This is a genomic window from Loigolactobacillus backii (assembly GCF_003946275.1).
GTDB classification, from domain to species: Bacteria; Bacillota; Bacilli; order Lactobacillales; family Lactobacillaceae; genus Loigolactobacillus; species Loigolactobacillus backii.
This window is the reverse complement of sequence record NZ_RHNQ01000049.1, coordinates 1-17740: the sequence shown is the minus strand read 5'-3', so window position 1 is coordinate 17740 and position 17740 is coordinate 1. Positions and strand designations below refer to the sequence as shown.

Genomic DNA, 17740 nt, shown 5'->3' with positions numbered 1-17740 from the left:
AGGAACTCCTTTTTCTAATGTTTTTGAAAATTAATTTAAGGAATCATTCATCCTTACACAAACTATTTTACAGTCTCTTTTTTTCAGCATAGCAAATAATACTGGCCAACAAAATGAATAAACATACTAAAGTATATAAATTGCTTTCACCAACGTAGCTATATTAAAGTGACAGTATGATTAATTGTTGGGTAATGTAACTTGGCCTTAATTCTAGAAATATGATTCTGCTTAGGCGGTGGAAAATATTTTTAAGAGTATCTCTCTAGCCGATTTAGTGGAAATGTGTTTGAAAATTACCTTTGTGAGTATTTTCTGACTAATTTGGTGTAAATCATTGCCCGGTCAACCTTTAAAGCAATGAAATATCCATTTTCTAAAAATAAAATTTTACCGTGACAGCAAACAGACCCTCAACCCAAGGAGGTACAAAAATGACAAAATTTGATGAAGAAAAGCACCTAGAAGAACACTTTGAAACTGAAACAAATCGTAGTGGCGCCCACGACAGCAATATGAGCTATGATGAGCAAAACGAAAATCCAATGGAAAAACCCGAAGTTGCACCAGAACAAGTTCCTGATGCTACTGAAACAATGAATTTCAATAAAGAGGATCCACATAATAATGAGGCCGCGGATCAACGCCGGCAAAATGACACCAGTGTTTACTTGGCGGATAAACAACCCAAGGATGAGGATAAGTAACCAACAATTGCGAAGGAAGTGATTAGCGTTGAATCAAAAAGCACCGGAAATTGTGACTGAATTGCGGCAAAATATTGTGCGCATGCCAGAGATCATTCACCAAGCCAGCGGTATTATTATTTTGGGTAAACGAATTCGTTCGATCATTTTCTCTACTGATATGGCAATTATTAAAAATACCAACGCCGACGCTGTCATTGCCGTTTATCCATTCACACCCCACCCGGCGATCATGCAAGGGATCAGCATGGTGGCGGACATCCCCGTTTTTGCCGGAGTTGGTGGTGGCCTAACTCACGGTCAACGTTCGGTAAACATTAGCCTGTTTGCCGAAAGCCTTGGTAGTCTCGGCGTGGTCATCAACGCACCGACACCGATTGAAACAATTAAAGCGGTCAATCAAGTCGTTGACATCCCACTTATTTTAACGGTGGTTACGGATCGAACCGATTTAAGGCCACGCTTGGCGGCGGGCGTTGATATTGTCAATATTTCTGGCGGAAAAAATACGGTCAGCATTGTGCGGCAAGTTCGGCAAAAATACCCTGAATTACCGATTATCGCCACTGGTGGTAAATCTGATGAAACCATTGAGGCAGTCATTGCCGCAGGGGCCAACGCCGTCACTTACACGCCACCAAGTAATGGTGAACTTTTCAGTAAAAAAATGGCTCTTTATCGGAAACAAGAAATCGAAAGAACCAAAAATAATACTTAGCCGATAAAGTTAAGCGCGTATTCCTGACGCACTAGCAATTAAAATAAAGGAACCCCTGTAATTGGTGAATTTGCTTACCAATTACAGGGGTTCCTTTATTTAACTAATGTACTATAGCCGTATTTGAAAGGCTGTACCATTCGCTGCACCAACGAATCGGAAAATTTAACCGTTTCAAATTCTGTTGATTACAGTTTGGTCTACTTAGTAGTGAATAAGTTCAAGTAGCAGTCGCTACATTTCAGCGGCTGGCCACCAATTAATGCACCACAATCAAATTACTTCAATTTCAAAATTCGTTCCAGCATTGCCGTACCAGCCGTCAAATCCTCATGTCGAAAATGATTGGCCCGAATTCGTTTCGGATCACCACCGTGGTAATATTCGTACATGAGTTGTCGTTGACCAAAGGCAGCACTACTAACATCAAAAGCCAAATTTAACAATTTAGCCCGATCTTCGGCACCAATTTTTTCTGACGTGTAGGCCTGCCGTAAAATAGTGGCGTTATTACCGCTGAATTCCCTAAAATCAGGAACAGCCACCATTGAGCCGGCTGCTAAATGTTGAATAACCTGCAAGGCCTTCTCGTACATCCTTGGCAAACTATCACGAACTGCAGTTAAGGCTTGTTCGCTAGGGGCAAAGATTCCCTGTTCGTCTAATTGACCGTTCAACTCGGAATTAACGATGGTCCCTTTGATCAACTCAAGATTCGAAGTTAATTCACCTAATTGTTCGGCGACCCCTAAATAATCGGCCAATCCCAAGGCCTTGGCCACCCGAATTGCCAGACTAGTCACAAATTCTAACTTGGTAACACCGCGAACCTCATCTTGGTGCGCAGTGTGGATGAACATCCCTGATTCAACGAAGAAACGGTTGGACATAGCATAATCGTTATAAACAAAAACGTCCGTCCACGGAATAAAGGCGTGCTCGAATAAGACGTAAGCGTCAATTTCGTCAAAGGCGTTACTCAAGGGATAATCATTTTCACTATAGCCAGGGTGATTAAGCGGCTTACGGCAAACGATCTTGGCGCCGGATAAATTAAGCGGCGCAGCAAAAGCAAGACCATAGCTAGTATCACCGGCGTCCAACAATAATTCTGGTGGATTGAAGACTAATAATTCGTCCGCAATGGGCGCTAAAGTATTCACCATTTTAGCCCCAGAAACATAGATTCCCTTTTCGTCATGATCAACTGTGTGAACACCTGCATAACCCTTTGGAATCGCATTTAGCGCCTTGCTACGATCAAGCTGTGGATTTTGCAAGGCGTGGGAAACAAAGATATCTCCCTTTTTAATTCGCTGAGCGTAATTTTTAGCGTTTGCCGCAAAATCAGTATATTTATTTTTACCGAGAAAATCAGCTTTCGCGCTTAAAACAGCTAACCCACTAGCAATAAAGTCAGGTGTCCGCCCTAACATGCCATATGAAGCCTGAGCAATCTCCGTGTAAACTGCTCGCTTCTTCTGCAAATCAGTCACACTACGCGGTGTCATAAAGGCAGTCGCAAAAGTTTGGCCGTCCTCTTGGTAAGTATGTAATTTTGGATTAGTGCGCTGTAAATCATAATAAGTATTAACAACAGCCAGTGTTTTCTGAAAAATTGGCACCTCGGCCACGTTAACTAATGCACCATCAAAGTAGACGGCCCGCCCATCATTTAGATCTGTAATCGAACTCACATTAAAAATCTCCCAACATTTTTATTTACCCTGTAACGCAAAAATTGATTAGATTAGAACGTGTTCTGACAAACGAAACAACTTCAATCCCAATTAACAACCAAATTTTTCGTTACACCTCACAAAACCAATAATACACGACAAAATGAGACTGGCACAAAAAGATTAATTTTGTACCAGTCTCATTTTTAGAAATATTATCCTTACAAGATGCTCTGTAACTCAGAACAAGCCCTTATTTCAAAGCCTTTTGCCAGTCACCAATCATCTTATCAAACGTAAATTCACTGGCCTTCTTCAAGGCAGCCTTACTCTTTTGCGACCAATCTTTCTCGTCGGTTAAAAGCTTAACAACTCGGTCAGCCATAGCCTGAATTCCCTTATCAGGAACAACATAGCCGTTAACGCCATCTTGAACCAATACTTTGGTGCCGTACTTAATATTGTAAGTTACGACTGGAACACCGTAACTCATTGCTTCAACTAAGTTCATCCCAAAGCTTTCCACGTTTGAAGTTTGTAAAATTACGTCGGCGTCACGATAAACAGTCGCTAAATCTTTTTGACTGCGATAATCACCAAAGACAACGTTATCTTTCAAACCTAACTGATCAACTCGTTTATCCAATTCTTCACGGGCCTGTTTAGTTGGTGCATAACCGTGAAGCTCAAGAACGGCGTTAGGAACCTGCTTAACCACATTGCTCATCACAACTAAAGCATGATCAGGCCGCTTATCAGCGCCTAGCCGGCCCACAAAAATGATCTTTGGCCGGTCACCCTTCTTGTGCCGGTGGGTTCCGCTGATTGCAGTATCAGGTGCTACACGAACATTGGCCATTGGGAAGTGCAGCCGAATATCATCCCGCTGTTCCTCAGTAGCAACTAACACACCAGTGAAATCGGCTGGACGTTGTTCAAGCAGTGTCTTGTAGACTTCAAGAACTTGACCGTTTACTGGTGACTTCGCATTATTGGTGTGGACGCCATGGAGGTAACCCCACTTTGCCTTGACATTTTGAATATCTGCAACAACGTTATCTAGCGTGTGGCGATCAGAAATAACGATAGCATCCTTGTCCTTCTTGAAAAGTTCATCCAAGAAAAATTTAAATAGCTCATTTTCGGAGTTAAACCGATAATCATGCCCCTCGTAATTGATTAATTTTCGCATCGAAGGCGCAACACGTTTCCCAATTCGCATCCATGTCTCTTCAATCACTGGTTCACCAGCAAAATTATAATAGGTGCGTGAAGCAACTGTGCCATCCGGATGGAAATAATCACAAGAAGACTTAAAACCACGCCAGTCCCAATTTTCACGAGCAACGATATTACCGCGAATATCACGACTTTCGACACTCATCGTTAAACCAACGGTTCCCGGTAAAACATTTAGCCGGCCAACTGGACGACCTGCATGTTTTATGATGGAATAGTTTGGATTAATCGATTCAACCTGGTATTCATCAAGTGGTACTTCATCCATCAAACGAATATTCTGTTTACGGCGCTTAACATTCAAGGTTCCCTGAAAATAATCATACATATTAAGCGAGAAACGGTGTTCAAGGCCTTCAGTTTCTAAATCACGATACAAAAAACGATTATAATTACGTGAAACATAATATGCTGATTTGCCTTGGTCGTTGAACATTCTGGTTCTCCGTGCCTGCGAATGTTCAGTCCCTGAATTTAACCCAAAAACATTTTCACTAATAAAATAGTACATTTTCTCTTCCCCCTTAAGCCTGATAATTCATGGCAGCAATTTTGGTTGGCCATACTTTATCAGCGTCAGACATCAGTGCTTCCCAACCTTGCCAAACATTTTCTTCGGAATACCTTTCGGCAGAGTTATAAGCTTCTGTACTGTATTTCTGCGTCAGCTGTGGGTCTTTCAAAATTTTAATTGTTGCGTTGGCAAAGGCCTCAACGTCGCCATAAGGTACAATTGTTCCGTTGACACCATCTTCAACAATTTCATTAGGACCATAGTTAACATCATAGGTGACTGATACCAAGCCATGAGCCGTTGCTTCCATAATACCTAAGTTAAAGCCTTCCATATCAGAAGTTAAGCCATAAAGCATCGCTTGATTTTCAACTTCATCGATCTTGTTCGTGTACCCTTTTAGATGAATAACATCACCAAGATCATTGTCAACAATAACCTTCTGAACTTTACGTCTAGCTTCATAGTTATTCGTTGAATCAGCGTAACCATATAGATCCAGTGTTACTTCAGGAACTTGCTTATGAACAAGTGCTATTGCCTCGGCCAACTGATCCAGTTGTTTTTCAGGTGCAATTCGAGCAAAAACAACCATTTTCCCGAAGATTCGCTCCTTCATCGGAATACGTTTGGTCTTTAATAACTTGTCTGACACAACACCAACTGGAATTGTAAAGAGCTTAGCAGTTGGATGATAGCGCATTTCCACATCATGGTTTTGCTTATGCGTTGAGGCAGCAATGGCATCATAACCATCAAGCGCATTTAACGTAAATTCATAATTATTATTAACAATTTCAGCCATTGGATCTTGGGCACTCGCGTGGGCATTATGCAGATAATTGACTGAATAAGCCGCCCGCTTCAAGTGTAAAATTCCCCAGTCAGCAACATGGCCACGATCAATTACATAAATATTCGGGTGTTTCTTAGACCAAAACTCATCATTTAGATCATCAAGAAAACGAACCGTTAACTCTTCAATCGTATCAAACATGTATATTTTACCGTTGGTTCGATCAGTTAATCGCCAACCAGTGGTTTGTAATTTGCCATCATTACCTGGCTTATAAAATTTTTCTACAGCAGGTAGGCCATCAGTATTTAACCAAACCTCAGTATCAACTTTATTATCTGGCGAATACCACTGTGATAACGTCCGAAAACCACGAGTATCATAATTATCCACCCGATAAAGATTATTAAAGCCATCAAATAATTCAGTGGAAACAATCTGTTTATCTTCACCGGTAAAATTAGCGCGCGCGATCAACTGATTTGTTTTGCTGAAAACTAAATAACGTGAAGCCTCTTCTTGTAGATGTGTTTCTGGTACACCGAAATCAAGATCCTCAATATGTTTAGGCTTTTCCTCAACTTTTTGCGCATTTTGAAAATACTCAAACATGTTGATGAGGTGATCATCGTCAATTCCAGCTTCTCGTGTTGCGATATGTAGTTTAGGATCCCAATCGCGCACAACTAAACGGTAATCAACCTGATGGTCATTAAATAGTTCAATCCGTCGTAGCTGAGCAAATTCAATCCCAGATTTATTCTTTTGCATAACACTATTAATAAAAAATATCATAATTGATCCTCCTGTCTCTTCATTCCAAATTTAAAAAATAATAACAAGGCCTTACCCAAACGCCAAACAGCCCAAAGGTTTGCTTACCGCTCGCCAATTAACCAACTACCACTCATTGCACCGATCCAATTCTGCCAAGCACTACTATCGTTGTCACCATCACCACGAGAATGATCAGCCTGGACCTGAATTTCTTGATCATTCAAAATAACCTTTGGTGACCAAATTCCTGGCGCTTTGACGTACTGTTTTTCCATTCGGGCCGCGGCTACCGTTGCAGTCGTTTTTATACTTTGGCCCTTATTCTCTTTGTGCGTCTTTACTTCACTTTTCACAATAGTTTTTTTCTTTTGCTTAGTTGTTACTTCGGCCTTAACTTTTGGTTTGACCTTAGCCCTAGACTTTTTACTTTTTTTAGTAGCCGGTGACTTACTTAAATCAATAACGTAGCTACTAGTAGTCCCAGCAAAAATAGCCTCATCCTTGGGTAAATTCGTATGTTTCAATTTATAGCCTTGACTCTTATATTTATCCAGCGTATTTTGCAGCACTGCATTAGTCGTACTAGCCTTACCCTGCAGTGTATAACTAGTCAGTGTCTTTCCCGCTGCTTTTACCGTGATTGTTCGCGAAATTAGGGCCTTTCGAACAAATAAGGCCCGGGTCGTGGCTGTTTGACCTGCTGCATCAGTGACACTATAGCTTACCCAATACTGCCCAGCCTGCCCGGAATTCAAGCCACCATAACTAGTCACTTTAATAGTACTCGTCAAGTTTTCTCCGTTGGGACCAGTCGCGTAGGCACCCTTTAGCAAATTAACATCATCGCCAACATAAATCTGCTGTTCTGGTACATGAATTGTCGGCAAGGCACTAGCAGCGACAACTTGTGTAGCAGATGTGAGCACAAACGGAGTTCCCAGAGCAGCAACCCCAGTTAAAATTGGACTAGTTAGTAATAGCGTTAACCCAATGCGCTTTTCCAATTTCACTTATACCACTTCTCCCCCCTCTGATCCTTAGTTAAATTCCATTAAAAAAATTCCATTAAAATAACAACAAAGCCCCTAGAACGATCGCAAAAAACGGTTGAATTCTATTTTGCAATTGCAGCAAGTTATCTGTTTAAAAAGAATTTGCTAACCTACAACTTACCGCTATGGAAATTATGCTTGGAAAATACTTTTACTAGTATTTACCTGGCTAATTTAGTGTAAACGTGTTTAAAAAAACAGCGCCATTCCCACACACTTAAATTAATTCTATTACAAAATACTGCAAAAAAATAGTTTCAAGATATTTCCTATCCACAATTTCAGTCTACGCCTTGCCATTTTTTTAACAATGTTTTGGCAAATATTTGCCAATCTGAATTTGTTGGGGGCAGCATCCAAACAAGCTGTGTGGCATCCACAGAACTGTAACCATCTGTTATGGTAATATCCGTGTTTTCATCAGGTTGTTCATCGATAACAACCGGTAATTGACTAACCTTAGCAATTTGTTGTGTTATTTGTGCAGTCCAAAAAGGCGCCTTTTGAAAATCAACTACAATGTGAACTGGCCTTTTTATCAGGTTCAGTGGCAACAGCTGACTTAATAACGCATCATATTGCGGCTCAAGTCGCGCCACAGTCGCTTGTTCAACATCATAAAGTGGCAGTTGAGCTAACCCTTCGTGCACCGGCGTCAAGATTGTTGCTAACTGTTCACTTAACATACCTGGTAATGGTGCGTAATCTAATTGGCCTCCAGTCAGCCAGTCACGGTGGTGTAGATTGATAACCGCGCGAATAATATCCTGATCAATTTGTTTAAGCTTTGACTGTTCAACATCTGGCTGAAATAGAATTTCTTGGTAAATTTTCGAGCTAACCCGCCACGCAAGTTCATCCATTTTATCAAACATTTGATCTTCAAAAATCAGTGTATTTTCGGGCAACTCATCACAAAAGACTAAGCCACTCAGTATAATAGCGCCGATCTCATTAACTAATGGACCTTCAATTGGCTGCTTAATTATTTGAGCAACCTCATCCCATAAAGCACGCAGATTTTCAGGTAACTCATCCCGCACAAAAACACCAGTCATAAAATGTTTCCCTTGAATTCGACTTAAACTCACTCTAATCCAGGCCCTCAAAAAATCGGCCGTGCTCTTCTTGCAATGTAAATTAAAAGTCTTCGTTAATGATTCAAATATAGCCTGACTCTCGGAACGCCAACCAACTAAACCAAACTTATCATCATCAACGGCCAAGGTTAAATTAGTAAGCCAGCCCCGAATTGTATTTTCGGTAACTAATGCTTCATCAACGTCGTCATTACCAAAAATTAACGCAATCAGCCGGGAATGCTCAGCGTGGGATTGCTTGCCATCACGAAGTATCGTCTGTATCCATTTAACAGACTTTGAACGCTGCAGGTACAAGCGGCGAAGATTCACTAAATGATTGCGCGTCAAGTGACCAGCAGTTAGCTCTGGCGTTGCCGTATTAGAAAGGTCAGTGTAAATTGTTTCTAAGTCCTTAGTTAGCGCCTTAAACTCAACGTGGCTTGCCTCTGCCAGTTGCGGCATATCATCTTCAGGATGATCTACTAGTATTCCCGAAATCAGTAAGTTTAACTGATTCTCACTACCTAGTAAGTCTTGAAAATCCATCGAATCCCTCCTCATATACTAAATACCTTTCGTTAAGGTATTCACTTATATTTATAATCTACCGTATAAAAATAGATTAACCAATCATTCTCTATAACGCAAACCATAAATCAATGAATTATGTTATAAAAAGAGACCACAAATTCATTGAATATTAGTCTATAATGGGTATTATAAACTATTAAGAAACAAATGATAAGCTCGTTCATTAATTGGTAAACTAAATGATTGGATAAGAGTATAATGAGATTATGCTAAAATCAAGTGATTTAATTCAAGGTTGTTCAAAGATTATTAATTTAGTTATTAGTTTTGTGATTAAGCTGTTCAAACGTGGAGGGAATATTTGGATGAAATTATTTAAGAGTCGAAATTCAAAGGTTGAGACTAAGGGTGAATCAACCACAGAAGATAAAAAAAAGGTCACTACTGACAAGGTTGTTGAAAAAAATAAAAAGACCAGCACTAAAACACCTGTTATCTCGGCGAACTTCACAGAAAAAAATAAAAACAAGAACAAAGGCACTAGCAAACTTGAAATTGCCAAAATAGATTCGGATCTTCCAGCGCAAACTAAACTAAAATTAATTTGCAAGCAATATAATGAAGTTTACGGAGAACTTCAAGACACGATGTTCAATAAAAAAGATAAGTTACAGGCCGAACTAGCTAGGATACAGGAAAGCGATAAGGCCTATACTAAGCGCTACAATGAATTGAAGGCTAAAATTACCGCTATTAGTGGCATGGATGACAGTGAATTTGACGCACAGATGTCAAAGTTTGAATCACAGCTCCATTCATCTAATCATTCAATTCAAGATCACAAAAAAACTGTTAGCGATTTAAAGGTTCAATTAAATGATATCTATGACACATTAAAGAACCAACAAAAATCAATTGAAGATTTGCAAGATCAGGAAGTTGAAATCACAAACCAAATGCACGCGGCCAATGGCCAATGACCCACAAGAAATTATTGAATTGGCTGACAAATACCGTGATAAGATCAATGATCTGCACGCTCAATTAAAACAAAGTAATTCAAAACGTGATGTCACACAAGCTAAATACAAGAGTATTGAAAGTAAGATTAGCGCCGTCAACGCGACAATCTCTGACCTACAAGTTGAGGCTGATAAGCTAAAGAAGCGGCAAAGTGACCTTAATGCGCAAAAGACAAAGAATCAGCAAACTCGTTCAATGAAAAAAGCTGATCTTCAAAAACAAATCGATGAATTAAAAAATAGCCAAACGCAGACTAGAAAGGACATCTTTACTCTAAAAGAAGAGCTTAATAAATCCGAAGCTAATGTTCTTAAATGGTTTGGAATGCCCCAAAGGATTAAACCGCTTAATTTTGCTAAGAACGAGCAAGTCGTTTTGAGTTTAGATTCTTTTTTGCCGTCTAATGTGGACTTTTTAATCATGTTAATTAAAAAATTACTTGACCAAGGACTTAAAAAGGTTGGTCTCTATACTGGTTATTTTGATATTAATATCTCCGGTGAAATTGATGAATTAGCTAAGCAAAACAATCTTGATCGCAAAAGAATTGAGATTATCAACCCACTTTATCACGTTCAGCATACAGGCCAATCAACCAGTCAGCCTGTAACTTTACCTGAAGAAAATATTAAATCAAGCCATTGGAATAAAGACCGCACACTCCAAACACTTACTCTGGGCAATGATGCTTCAAAATTACAAGTTCGTTATACTAAGGGTGCCAAGCAACGAATTGTCGATATTAGTTACTTTACTGGTGATTCAATTACTAAGCACAGCTTTTATAATGAAATGGGTATTCTTGCCGCCAATGCCTTTTACACAAAAGATGGAATAATTGAACGGGAAGAATATTACCGACAAAATGGTCTAACAACCCTTGTTGTTAATTATGAAACGGGTAAACAAACCCGGTTAGAAGTGTTTGATGGCTCAGGCATTTTAGTCAATACTTTTGACTCACCGCTTGAACTTAGCAGCTGGTGGTTGAAGTATAACTTTGCAACGGCTAATCTGCTTGTCATCGGTATTGAATCGCAGGATATGCTTAAACTTATCAAAGAAAGCCATATTAACATGATTCCGTTCATTTCCGCCGATGCAATTGCGGCTGATGATTTTGAAGAAAAGTTAGCCTTATTACCAGGACGTCGTTTTATTGTTGATGATTTCCATACCGGTGCTACTTTAGTCAAACGAATTCATTCTGATTTCAGCATGATGACTATTGATGAGGCAAACTTACCAATCCAAATTGCCGTCCCAAATATGTAATAACTTGATATCAAAAAAGGTGCCAATAACGTTAGCAAAAACCAGGAATACTTTCTTACTTTACCACCTATACGCATGGCGAAGCGTCTAACAGTAATTACTAACGCCTTATGGTAATTGTATAGATTGCTTAAGAGGTTGCTGCTAATGGTACAAATAATATGGTTAAAACGAGGCTAAGACAAAAATTCTGGATTCACGTGCCTATCCAAAACCGACCTTTGTCCCACTCCTCACTAACTAAACGCTTAACGACCTAATCATTCCTTCACTTCACTAGATCTTTTCCAACCTAATTGTTCATTAACGCTTTAGAATGCGCCAAATATTCACTAAAATCGGAAATATCATAGTTTTCAAATTCAGTACCAGGCTTATGTAATACCTGTAATTGTTGCTGCATAATACCTTGAGTTGAATCCCATAGATCAGAATTTTCCTTTAACATCAATTGTTGCTCTCGATTCAACGCCGCGGCATCATAACCAGGGTTTTTCTTTTTCCAGTAAAATAATGTCGAAACTGAATTACCAAAATCAAACGCCAGCTTTTGGGGTGCCTTTTCTCTAATTTTACGCAAATAATATTTATTCATTTTGGCCCATTGATCTAACTGAATATTAAATTTTAAGGCCGGATCTCTAACCGTTGATTTAGGATTGTACAACCAACTGTAGACAAATGAATTAAGCCAAACAACATCACTAGATAATTCAATTGCCATTGAACAGAAGTAAACATCTTCAAATATTCGCACATCATCCAGCCAGTGTAACCCCATCCGTTTAACATAATCACGATTAAACCACTTGGCATAGGCCGCACTCCAAATGGGCTCATTATGCAAGTAAAAATAACTACCATCAGCATTTCTACCCTGTTCAATGTACTTAGCTACCACTACTTCGTGATCACCTTTACTGACCGCATTAAAGAACTCTAGTAAGGCGCCATCATAATAGAACTCATCATCGGCGTCAACAAACATATAGTAACGGCCCTTAGCCAGTTGCATCCCACGTTGTCTTGCAACACCAGCACCCCCACTATTCGTAAAGTACTTATACCGAATAGTTAGGTTATTAAATAGGTTGAAATCTGCTGGATTAGTGAGCCTCTTACCACCATCGCCCACTAATATGATCTCAACTTCATTGAAATCAATCCCAATTTGCGAATTAATTGATGACAGTGCAATACTGAGTTGACACTCATCTTCATTATGAAAGGGAATAATAATCGACACAGTTGGTTCAGTATTCTTCTTCGTCTTCATTATTATTTCACCTCCTGTTTAGAGAATTGATCACCTAAAGCATATTGTTCTGTTTGAAATAAGAATTTCAGTGCATCATCATTACTTAAATCGTCATAGATCGTTCCTTTTTGATTATAGTTAATAATCGTCTGCATAATCTTCGCACGCGCTGGTAGCCAATATGAACTGAATTCACGTAATAAATGAACATGTTCTTCCGCAAATTTTCCGATATCTGCCGGTGTAAATCGCTTTTGCCGGTAATATATATCGGCAACATAGGCAACAAATAGGTCCGCCACGCGTTCTGGTTTATATTTTTGCACTTCTTCGAGAAAATAGCGGCGTTCTTTACTCCAAGTATGCAGCTGATCATCAAAGGAAACGCCTAATTTACCAGTACTTCGGCCAGTTGATTTACTGTTATACAACCAGCTGTAACCAATACTGTCTATTCGCTTAGTGTTCGTCGAAAATTCAGTGACTAAACCAACAAAATAAGTGTCTTCAAATACTCTCAAATCATCCGCCCAATGAATGTGATACCGTTCAATGAGATCGCGGTTAAACCATTTAGAGAAAATAGAATAGTTTTCAGTATTATCATGAAAAACATAGAAAAAGTCATCTGTTTTAATATCCCTGGCCTGCTCCACATACTTACCAGCGATTAAATCATAGCTACCTTTATTAGTAACGTTAAAGAAGTCTAACAGTGCCTCATCGATATGAAATTGATCGTCCGCATCCATAAACATGAAGTACTGGCCACTCGCGCGATCCATACCCTTTTGCCGGGCAGGCCCAGGACCATGTCCCTTACTTAAACGAATATAAACAATATCTAAATTTTTGAGTAACTTAAATGTGTCTACACCATCTGGAAGTTCAGGTCCACCATCATTGACCAAGACAACCTCGACCTTCTCAAAATCAATGCCAATTTGATTATTTATTGATGCTAAGACATTAAAAACCGTGTAGGTTGGTTCACTATGAAATGGAATAATAATAGAAACTGTTTTTTTCATTACAATTCAAACCTTCTTTATTTAGAGTCTCATCATATTCTTAATATTTTTTCATTTATACTGGTTAATTATTAATAATTAACCCTCACGAAAATAATTCCAAAAAAATATAGAAACCCTTTTAATTAGTAATATTTATTGGATGTTTTATCACTTGTTGATCTAGCACGTGAATGAAGTTTTTTTATCGGTATAAAAGATATATTATTTTTAAATTTCATTACTATTACTACCTAATTATAACATTCATAATTTAGCAAAAAAAGGGTGCCTCCCACTTAGGAGACACCCTTTTTCTATTAATCAAGTTTACGATTAATAGCATTCAATTCTTAAACTCTAATCCTCACGACGACGGCGTTTCATTCCTGCGCCAGCCAAACCAGCAAGACCAAGAACAATTGTTCCAGCCATTGCTAAGGCAGCGTCAGAACTTTCACCAGTTTGTGGTAATTTAGAACTCGAGTTACCACTCAATGATGTTGGTAATGTCGTAGATGAAGCATTAGTTGTTGAAGTTGGTACAACACTGGCTGTAGTACCAGTTGTGCTTGTAGTTCCATTAGAACCAGCGGCAGTTGTTGAACCATTTGATCCATTACCTGTTGATCCGTTAGAACCATTGGCGTTTGAACCATTTGATCCATTACCTGTTGATCCGTTAGAGCCATTGGTATTTGAACCATTTGATCCATTACCTGTTGATCCGTTAGAACCATTGGTATTTGAACCATTTGATCCATTACCTGTAGTTCCATTAGAACCATTGGTGTTTGAACCATTTGATCCATTACCTGTAGTTCCATTAGAACCGGCAGCACTTGAACCATTTGATCCATTACCTGTTGATCCGTTAGAACCGGCAGCATTTGAACCATTTGATCCATTAGAACCTGCAGCATTGGAGTTGTTCTTGGCAGCTTCAGAAGCAGCTGCGGAATCAGCTACTGCTTGAGCAGATTGTGCAACACTAGCAGCTGAACTTGCAACAGCGGCATCACTTGCAGCACGTGATGTAGCAGCACTTGCAAGACTTGTGTTACCGGCAGCGGCAGCACTTGATGCAACGGTTGCAGCAGCACTAGCATCAGCTGCGGCGGATTGAGCAACATTATTTGCTGAATTTGCCGTTAATGCAGCTGACTGGATAGTGGCATCGTCTGGGTAGGTAGCAGCTTGACTAGAAGCATCACTAGCTGCGGAACTTGAAACTGAAGCTGAACTTGCTGCTTCACTAGCATATGAGCCAGCGGCAGTCTGAGCAGCGTCATCTTTAGCAGCTGCAGAACTTGCAACGGCCTCAGCTGAGTTGGCTACGGAAGCGGCCGAACTAGCAGTTGATGCGTCACTTGCAGCAGTTGAAGCGGCTGAGCTTGCTACGGTTTCAGCTGAACTTGCAACTGAAGCTTCGCTTGCGGCAGCACTTGTATTACCTTTGGCAGCATCACTGTTGGCAGCACTTGCGGCTGAGCTGGCTACTGAAGCTGCAGAACTTGCTGTTGAAGCAGCACTTGAAGCATCACTTGCAGCACTTGAAGCTACACCTGATGCTGAATTAGCTGTTGAAGCAGCTGAACTTACAACTGGATCAGTAGAATGATCACTTGCTAAGCTACTAGCAGTTGATGCAGCAGAAGAAGCTTCACTAGCAGAATTACCTGCGTTCGATGCAGAGCTTGATACATTAGATGCATCTTTGCCAGCACTTGTTGCAGAGCTGTTAGCATTGCTAGCTGATGAGCTTGCAGCACTTGATGGGTTATTCTGTGCGTCACTTGCAGCTGTCGATGTTGCTACTGAAGCAGCTGAGCTGGCCGTGGAAGCGGCTGAGCTGGCTGTCGAAGCATCACTTGCGGCTGTTGAAGCGGCTGAGCTTGCTACAGTTTCAGCTGAACTTGCAACTGAAGCTTCGCTTGCGGCAGCACTTGAATTACCGGCTGCGGCGTCGCTGTTTGCTGCACTTGCTGCTGAACTAGCAACTGAAGAAGCTGAACTTGCTGTCGAGGCAGCACTTGAAGCATCACTGGCAGCACTTGAAGCTACACTAGATGCTGAACTTGCTGTGGAAGCAGCTGAACTTACTGCTGAGTTGTTTGGATCAGTGTTTGCTGCACTTGAAGCCTCACTAGCTGATGAGCTAGCTTCGCTTGCAGAATTACCTGCATCAGATGCGGAGCTTGATGCATTAGATGCATCTTTACCTGCACTTGTTGCAGAACTATTAGCATTGCTAGCTGATGAGTTTGCAGCGCTTGATGGGTTATTTTGTGCATCACTTGCAGCGGTTGATGTTGCGACCGAAGCAGCTGAGCTGGCTACTGAAGCGGCTGAGCTGGCTGTCGAAGCATCACTTGAAGCTGTTGATGCTGCAGAACTGGCCGTAGCGGCTGAGCTGGCCGTCGAAGCATCACTGGCAGCAGCACTTGAATCACCCTTGGCAGCGTCACTGCTAGCAGCACTTGCGGCTGAGCTGGCTGTTGAAGCAGCTGAGCTGGCTGTTGAGGCAGCACTTGAAGCATCACTGGCAGCACTTGAGGCTACACTAGATGCTGAACTTGCTGTTGAAGCAGCTGAACTGACTGCTGAATTATTTGGATCAGTGTTTGCGGCACTTGAAGCTTCACTAGCAGATGAGCTAGCTTCACTTGCTGAATTGCCTGCATCAGATGCGGAGCTTGATGCATTTGATGCATCTTTACCTGCACTTGTTGCAGAGCTACTTGCAGCACTTGATGGGTTGTTCTGTGCATCACTAGCAGCGGTTGATGTTGCAACTGAAGCAGCCGAACTGGCCGTAGAAGCGGCTGAGCTGGCTGTTGAAGCATCACTTGAAGCTGTTGATGCTGCAGAGCTGGCCGTTGAAGCAGCTGAGCTGGCTGTCGAAGCTTCACTTGAGGCAGCACTTGAATCACCCTTAGCAGCGTCACTGCTAGCAGCACTTGCGGCTGAGCTGGCTGTTGAGGCAGCTGAACTGGCTGTTGAGGCAGCACTTGAAGCATCACTGGCAGCACTTGAAGCTACACTTGATGCTGAACTGGCTGTTGAGGCAGCTGAACTGACTGCTGAATTATTTGGATCAGTGTTTGCAGCACTTGAAGCTTCACTAGCGGATGAGCTAGCTTCGCTGGCCGATGAACTTGCCTCTGATGCTGAACTTGATGCATTTGATGCATCGCTTCCAGCACTATTAGCTGAGCTCGATGCCTGTGAAGCACTTGAACTTGCAGCACTTGATGGATTATTCTGCGCGTCACTAGTTGCAGTTGATGTTGCGACTGAAGCAGCTGAGCTGGCTGTCGAAGCATCACTTGCGGCTGTTGAAGCATCAGAACTTGCAACTGATTCAGCTGAGCTGGCAACACTAGCAGCGCTTGATGCAGCACTTGAATTACCAGTTGCAGCGGCACTTGAGGCTTCGCTAGCGGCAGAACTTGCGACACTAGCAGCGCTTGAGGCGTCACTGGCAGCACTCGATGCATCACTGGCAGCACTTGAGGCTACACTAGATGCTGAGCTGGCTGTCGAAGCAGCTGAACTGACTGCTGAGTTATTTGGATCAGTGTTTGCAGCACTTGAAGCCTCACTAGCTGATGAGCTAGCTTTGCTGGCTGATGAGCTTGCTTCTGAGGCTGAACTTGATGCATTTGAAGCATCGCTTCCAGCACTATTAGCAGAGCTTGATGCTTGCGAAGCACTTGAACTTGCAGCACTTGATGGATTATTAGCAGCATCACTATTAGCTGTTGAAGCAGCTGTATTAGCGGCTGAGCTGGCGACACTAGCAGCACTTGAGGCTGTGGAAGCATCACTGGCAGCCGTTGAAGCAGCTGAGCTGGCAATGTTTTCAGCCGAACTTGCAACTGAAGCATCACTGGCGGCAGCACTTGAATTACCGGCTGCAGCATCACTGTTAGCAGCACTGGCTGCTGAGCTAGCAACTGAAGCAGCTGAACTTGCCGTTGTAGCAGCACTTGAAGCATCACTGGCAGCACTTGAAGCTACGCTTGATGCTGAACTTGCTGTGGAAGCAGCTGAACTGACTGCTGAGTTATTTGGAT

The 17740-nt window shown here is 41.3% G+C and carries 15 protein-coding genes; 7 read left to right on the top strand and 8 right to left on the bottom strand.

The features are described from left to right. Positions 1-434: 434 nt before the first annotated feature. Positions 435-707: a hypothetical protein gene (locus tag EKM61_RS08840; protein ID WP_068222644.1), complete on the top strand. Its 273-nt coding sequence runs from the start codon at positions 435-437 to the stop codon at positions 705-707. A gap of 82 nt (positions 708-789) precedes the next feature. Then, the gene (locus EKM61_RS08835) at positions 790-1425 is read left to right on the top strand and encodes a beta/alpha barrel domain-containing protein (RefSeq protein WP_068226178.1); all 636 of its coding nucleotides are present in this window, start codon (positions 790-792) and stop codon (positions 1423-1425) included. 278 nt (positions 1426-1703) lie between these two features. Here EKM61_RS08835 and EKM61_RS08830 read toward each other — a convergent pair whose 3' ends face one another. From EKM61_RS08830 to EKM61_RS08810, 5 genes are all read right to left on the bottom strand, one after another. Next, positions 1704-3122 carry a 4-hydroxyphenylacetate 3-hydroxylase N-terminal domain-containing protein gene (locus EKM61_RS08830; RefSeq protein WP_068222642.1) on the bottom strand — a complete coding sequence of 473 codons (1419 nt, stop codon included), beginning with the start codon at positions 3120-3122 and terminating at the stop codon, positions 1704-1706. Positions 3123-3357: 235 nt separating this feature from the next. Beyond that, entirely contained in the window at positions 3358-4854 is a 1497-nt protein-coding gene (locus EKM61_RS08825) for a glycosyltransferase (protein WP_068222640.1), read from the bottom strand. A 13-nt stretch (positions 4855-4867) separates the two neighbouring features. After that, positions 4868-6448, bottom strand: a complete 1581-nt coding sequence (locus EKM61_RS08820) for a glycosyltransferase family 4 protein (protein ID WP_068222633.1) — start codon at positions 6446-6448, stop codon at positions 4868-4870. 83 nt (positions 6449-6531) lie between these two features. Continuing rightward, a complete protein-coding gene (locus EKM61_RS08815; RefSeq protein WP_068222629.1) occupies positions 6532-7440 on the bottom strand; it encodes an immunoglobulin-like domain-containing protein in 909 nt (302 codons plus the stop codon). A 323-nt stretch (positions 7441-7763) separates the two neighbouring features. After that, positions 7764-9110, bottom strand: a complete 1347-nt coding sequence (locus EKM61_RS08810; RefSeq protein WP_068222626.1) for a hypothetical protein — start codon at positions 9108-9110, stop codon at positions 7764-7766. Between the two features lie 350 nt (positions 9111-9460). Here EKM61_RS08810 and EKM61_RS08805 point away from each other — a divergent pair, with 350 nt between their 5' ends. Further along, the gene (locus tag EKM61_RS08805; RefSeq protein WP_125636192.1) at positions 9461-10075 is read left to right on the top strand and encodes a hypothetical protein; all 615 of its coding nucleotides are present in this window, start codon (positions 9461-9463) and stop codon (positions 10073-10075) included. Then, positions 10065-11393, top strand: coding sequence for a coiled-coil domain-containing protein (locus EKM61_RS08800; protein WP_068376579.1), 1329 nt, complete (start codon positions 10065-10067; stop codon positions 11391-11393). Before EKM61_RS08805 ends, EKM61_RS08800 begins: the two co-directional genes overlap by 11 nt. 292 nt (positions 11394-11685) lie before the next feature. Here EKM61_RS08800 and EKM61_RS08795 read toward each other — a convergent pair whose 3' ends face one another. From EKM61_RS08795 to EKM61_RS12155, 3 genes are all read right to left on the bottom strand, one after another. After that, entirely contained in the window at positions 11686-12669 is a 984-nt protein-coding gene (locus tag EKM61_RS08795; RefSeq protein ID WP_068222620.1) for a glycosyltransferase family 2 protein, read from the bottom strand. Between the two features lie 2 nt (positions 12670-12671). After that, positions 12672-13682: a glycosyltransferase family 2 protein gene (locus EKM61_RS08790; protein WP_068376576.1), complete on the bottom strand. Its 1011-nt coding sequence runs from the start codon at positions 13680-13682 to the stop codon at positions 12672-12674. 339 nt (positions 13683-14021) lie between these two features. Then, positions 14022-14159, bottom strand: coding sequence for an LPXTG cell wall anchor domain-containing protein (locus tag EKM61_RS12155; protein WP_191980752.1), 138 nt, complete (start codon positions 14157-14159; stop codon positions 14022-14024). A gap of 70 nt (positions 14160-14229) precedes the next feature. Between EKM61_RS12155 and EKM61_RS12150 the strand changes: the two genes are divergently transcribed. The 3 genes from EKM61_RS12150 to EKM61_RS12140 all read left to right on the top strand — a co-directional run. Next, positions 14230-14637: a hypothetical protein gene (locus EKM61_RS12150; RefSeq protein ID WP_191980751.1), complete on the top strand. Its 408-nt coding sequence runs from the start codon at positions 14230-14232 to the stop codon at positions 14635-14637. A 354-nt stretch (positions 14638-14991) separates the two neighbouring features. Further along, a complete protein-coding gene (locus EKM61_RS12145; RefSeq protein ID WP_191980749.1) occupies positions 14992-15282 on the top strand; it encodes a hypothetical protein in 291 nt (96 codons plus the stop codon). A 96-nt stretch (positions 15283-15378) separates the two neighbouring features. Further along, positions 15379-17740: hypothetical protein (locus EKM61_RS12140; protein WP_191983599.1), on the top strand; the 2362-nt coding region annotated here is incomplete at its 3' end.

Coding starts and splice junctions, on each gene's coding strand:
- EKM61_RS08840 (WP_068222644.1), top strand. CDS start 435: ATGACAAAATTTGATGAAGAAAAGCACCTAGAAGAACACTTTGAAACT.
- EKM61_RS08835 (WP_068226178.1), top strand. CDS start 790: ATGCCAGAGATCATTCACCAAGCCAGCGGTATTATTATTTTGGGTAAA.
- EKM61_RS08825 (WP_068222640.1), bottom strand. CDS start 4,854: ATGTACTATTTTATTAGTGAAAATGTTTTTGGGTTAAATTCAGGGACT.
- EKM61_RS08820 (WP_068222633.1), bottom strand. CDS start 6,448: ATGATATTTTTTATTAATAGTGTTATGCAAAAGAATAAATCTGGGATT.
- EKM61_RS08810 (WP_068222626.1), bottom strand. CDS start 9,110: ATGGATTTTCAAGACTTACTAGGTAGTGAGAATCAGTTAAACTTACTG.
- EKM61_RS08805 (WP_125636192.1), top strand. CDS start 9,461: ATGAAATTATTTAAGAGTCGAAATTCAAAGGTTGAGACTAAGGGTGAA.
- EKM61_RS08800 (WP_068376579.1), top strand. CDS start 10,065: ATGGCCAATGACCCACAAGAAATTATTGAATTGGCTGACAAATACCGT.
- EKM61_RS08795 (WP_068222620.1), bottom strand. CDS start 12,669: ATGAAGACGAAGAAGAATACTGAACCAACTGTGTCGATTATTATTCCC.
- EKM61_RS08790 (WP_068376576.1), bottom strand. CDS start 13,682: ATGAAAAAAACAGTTTCTATTATTATTCCATTTCATAGTGAACCAACC.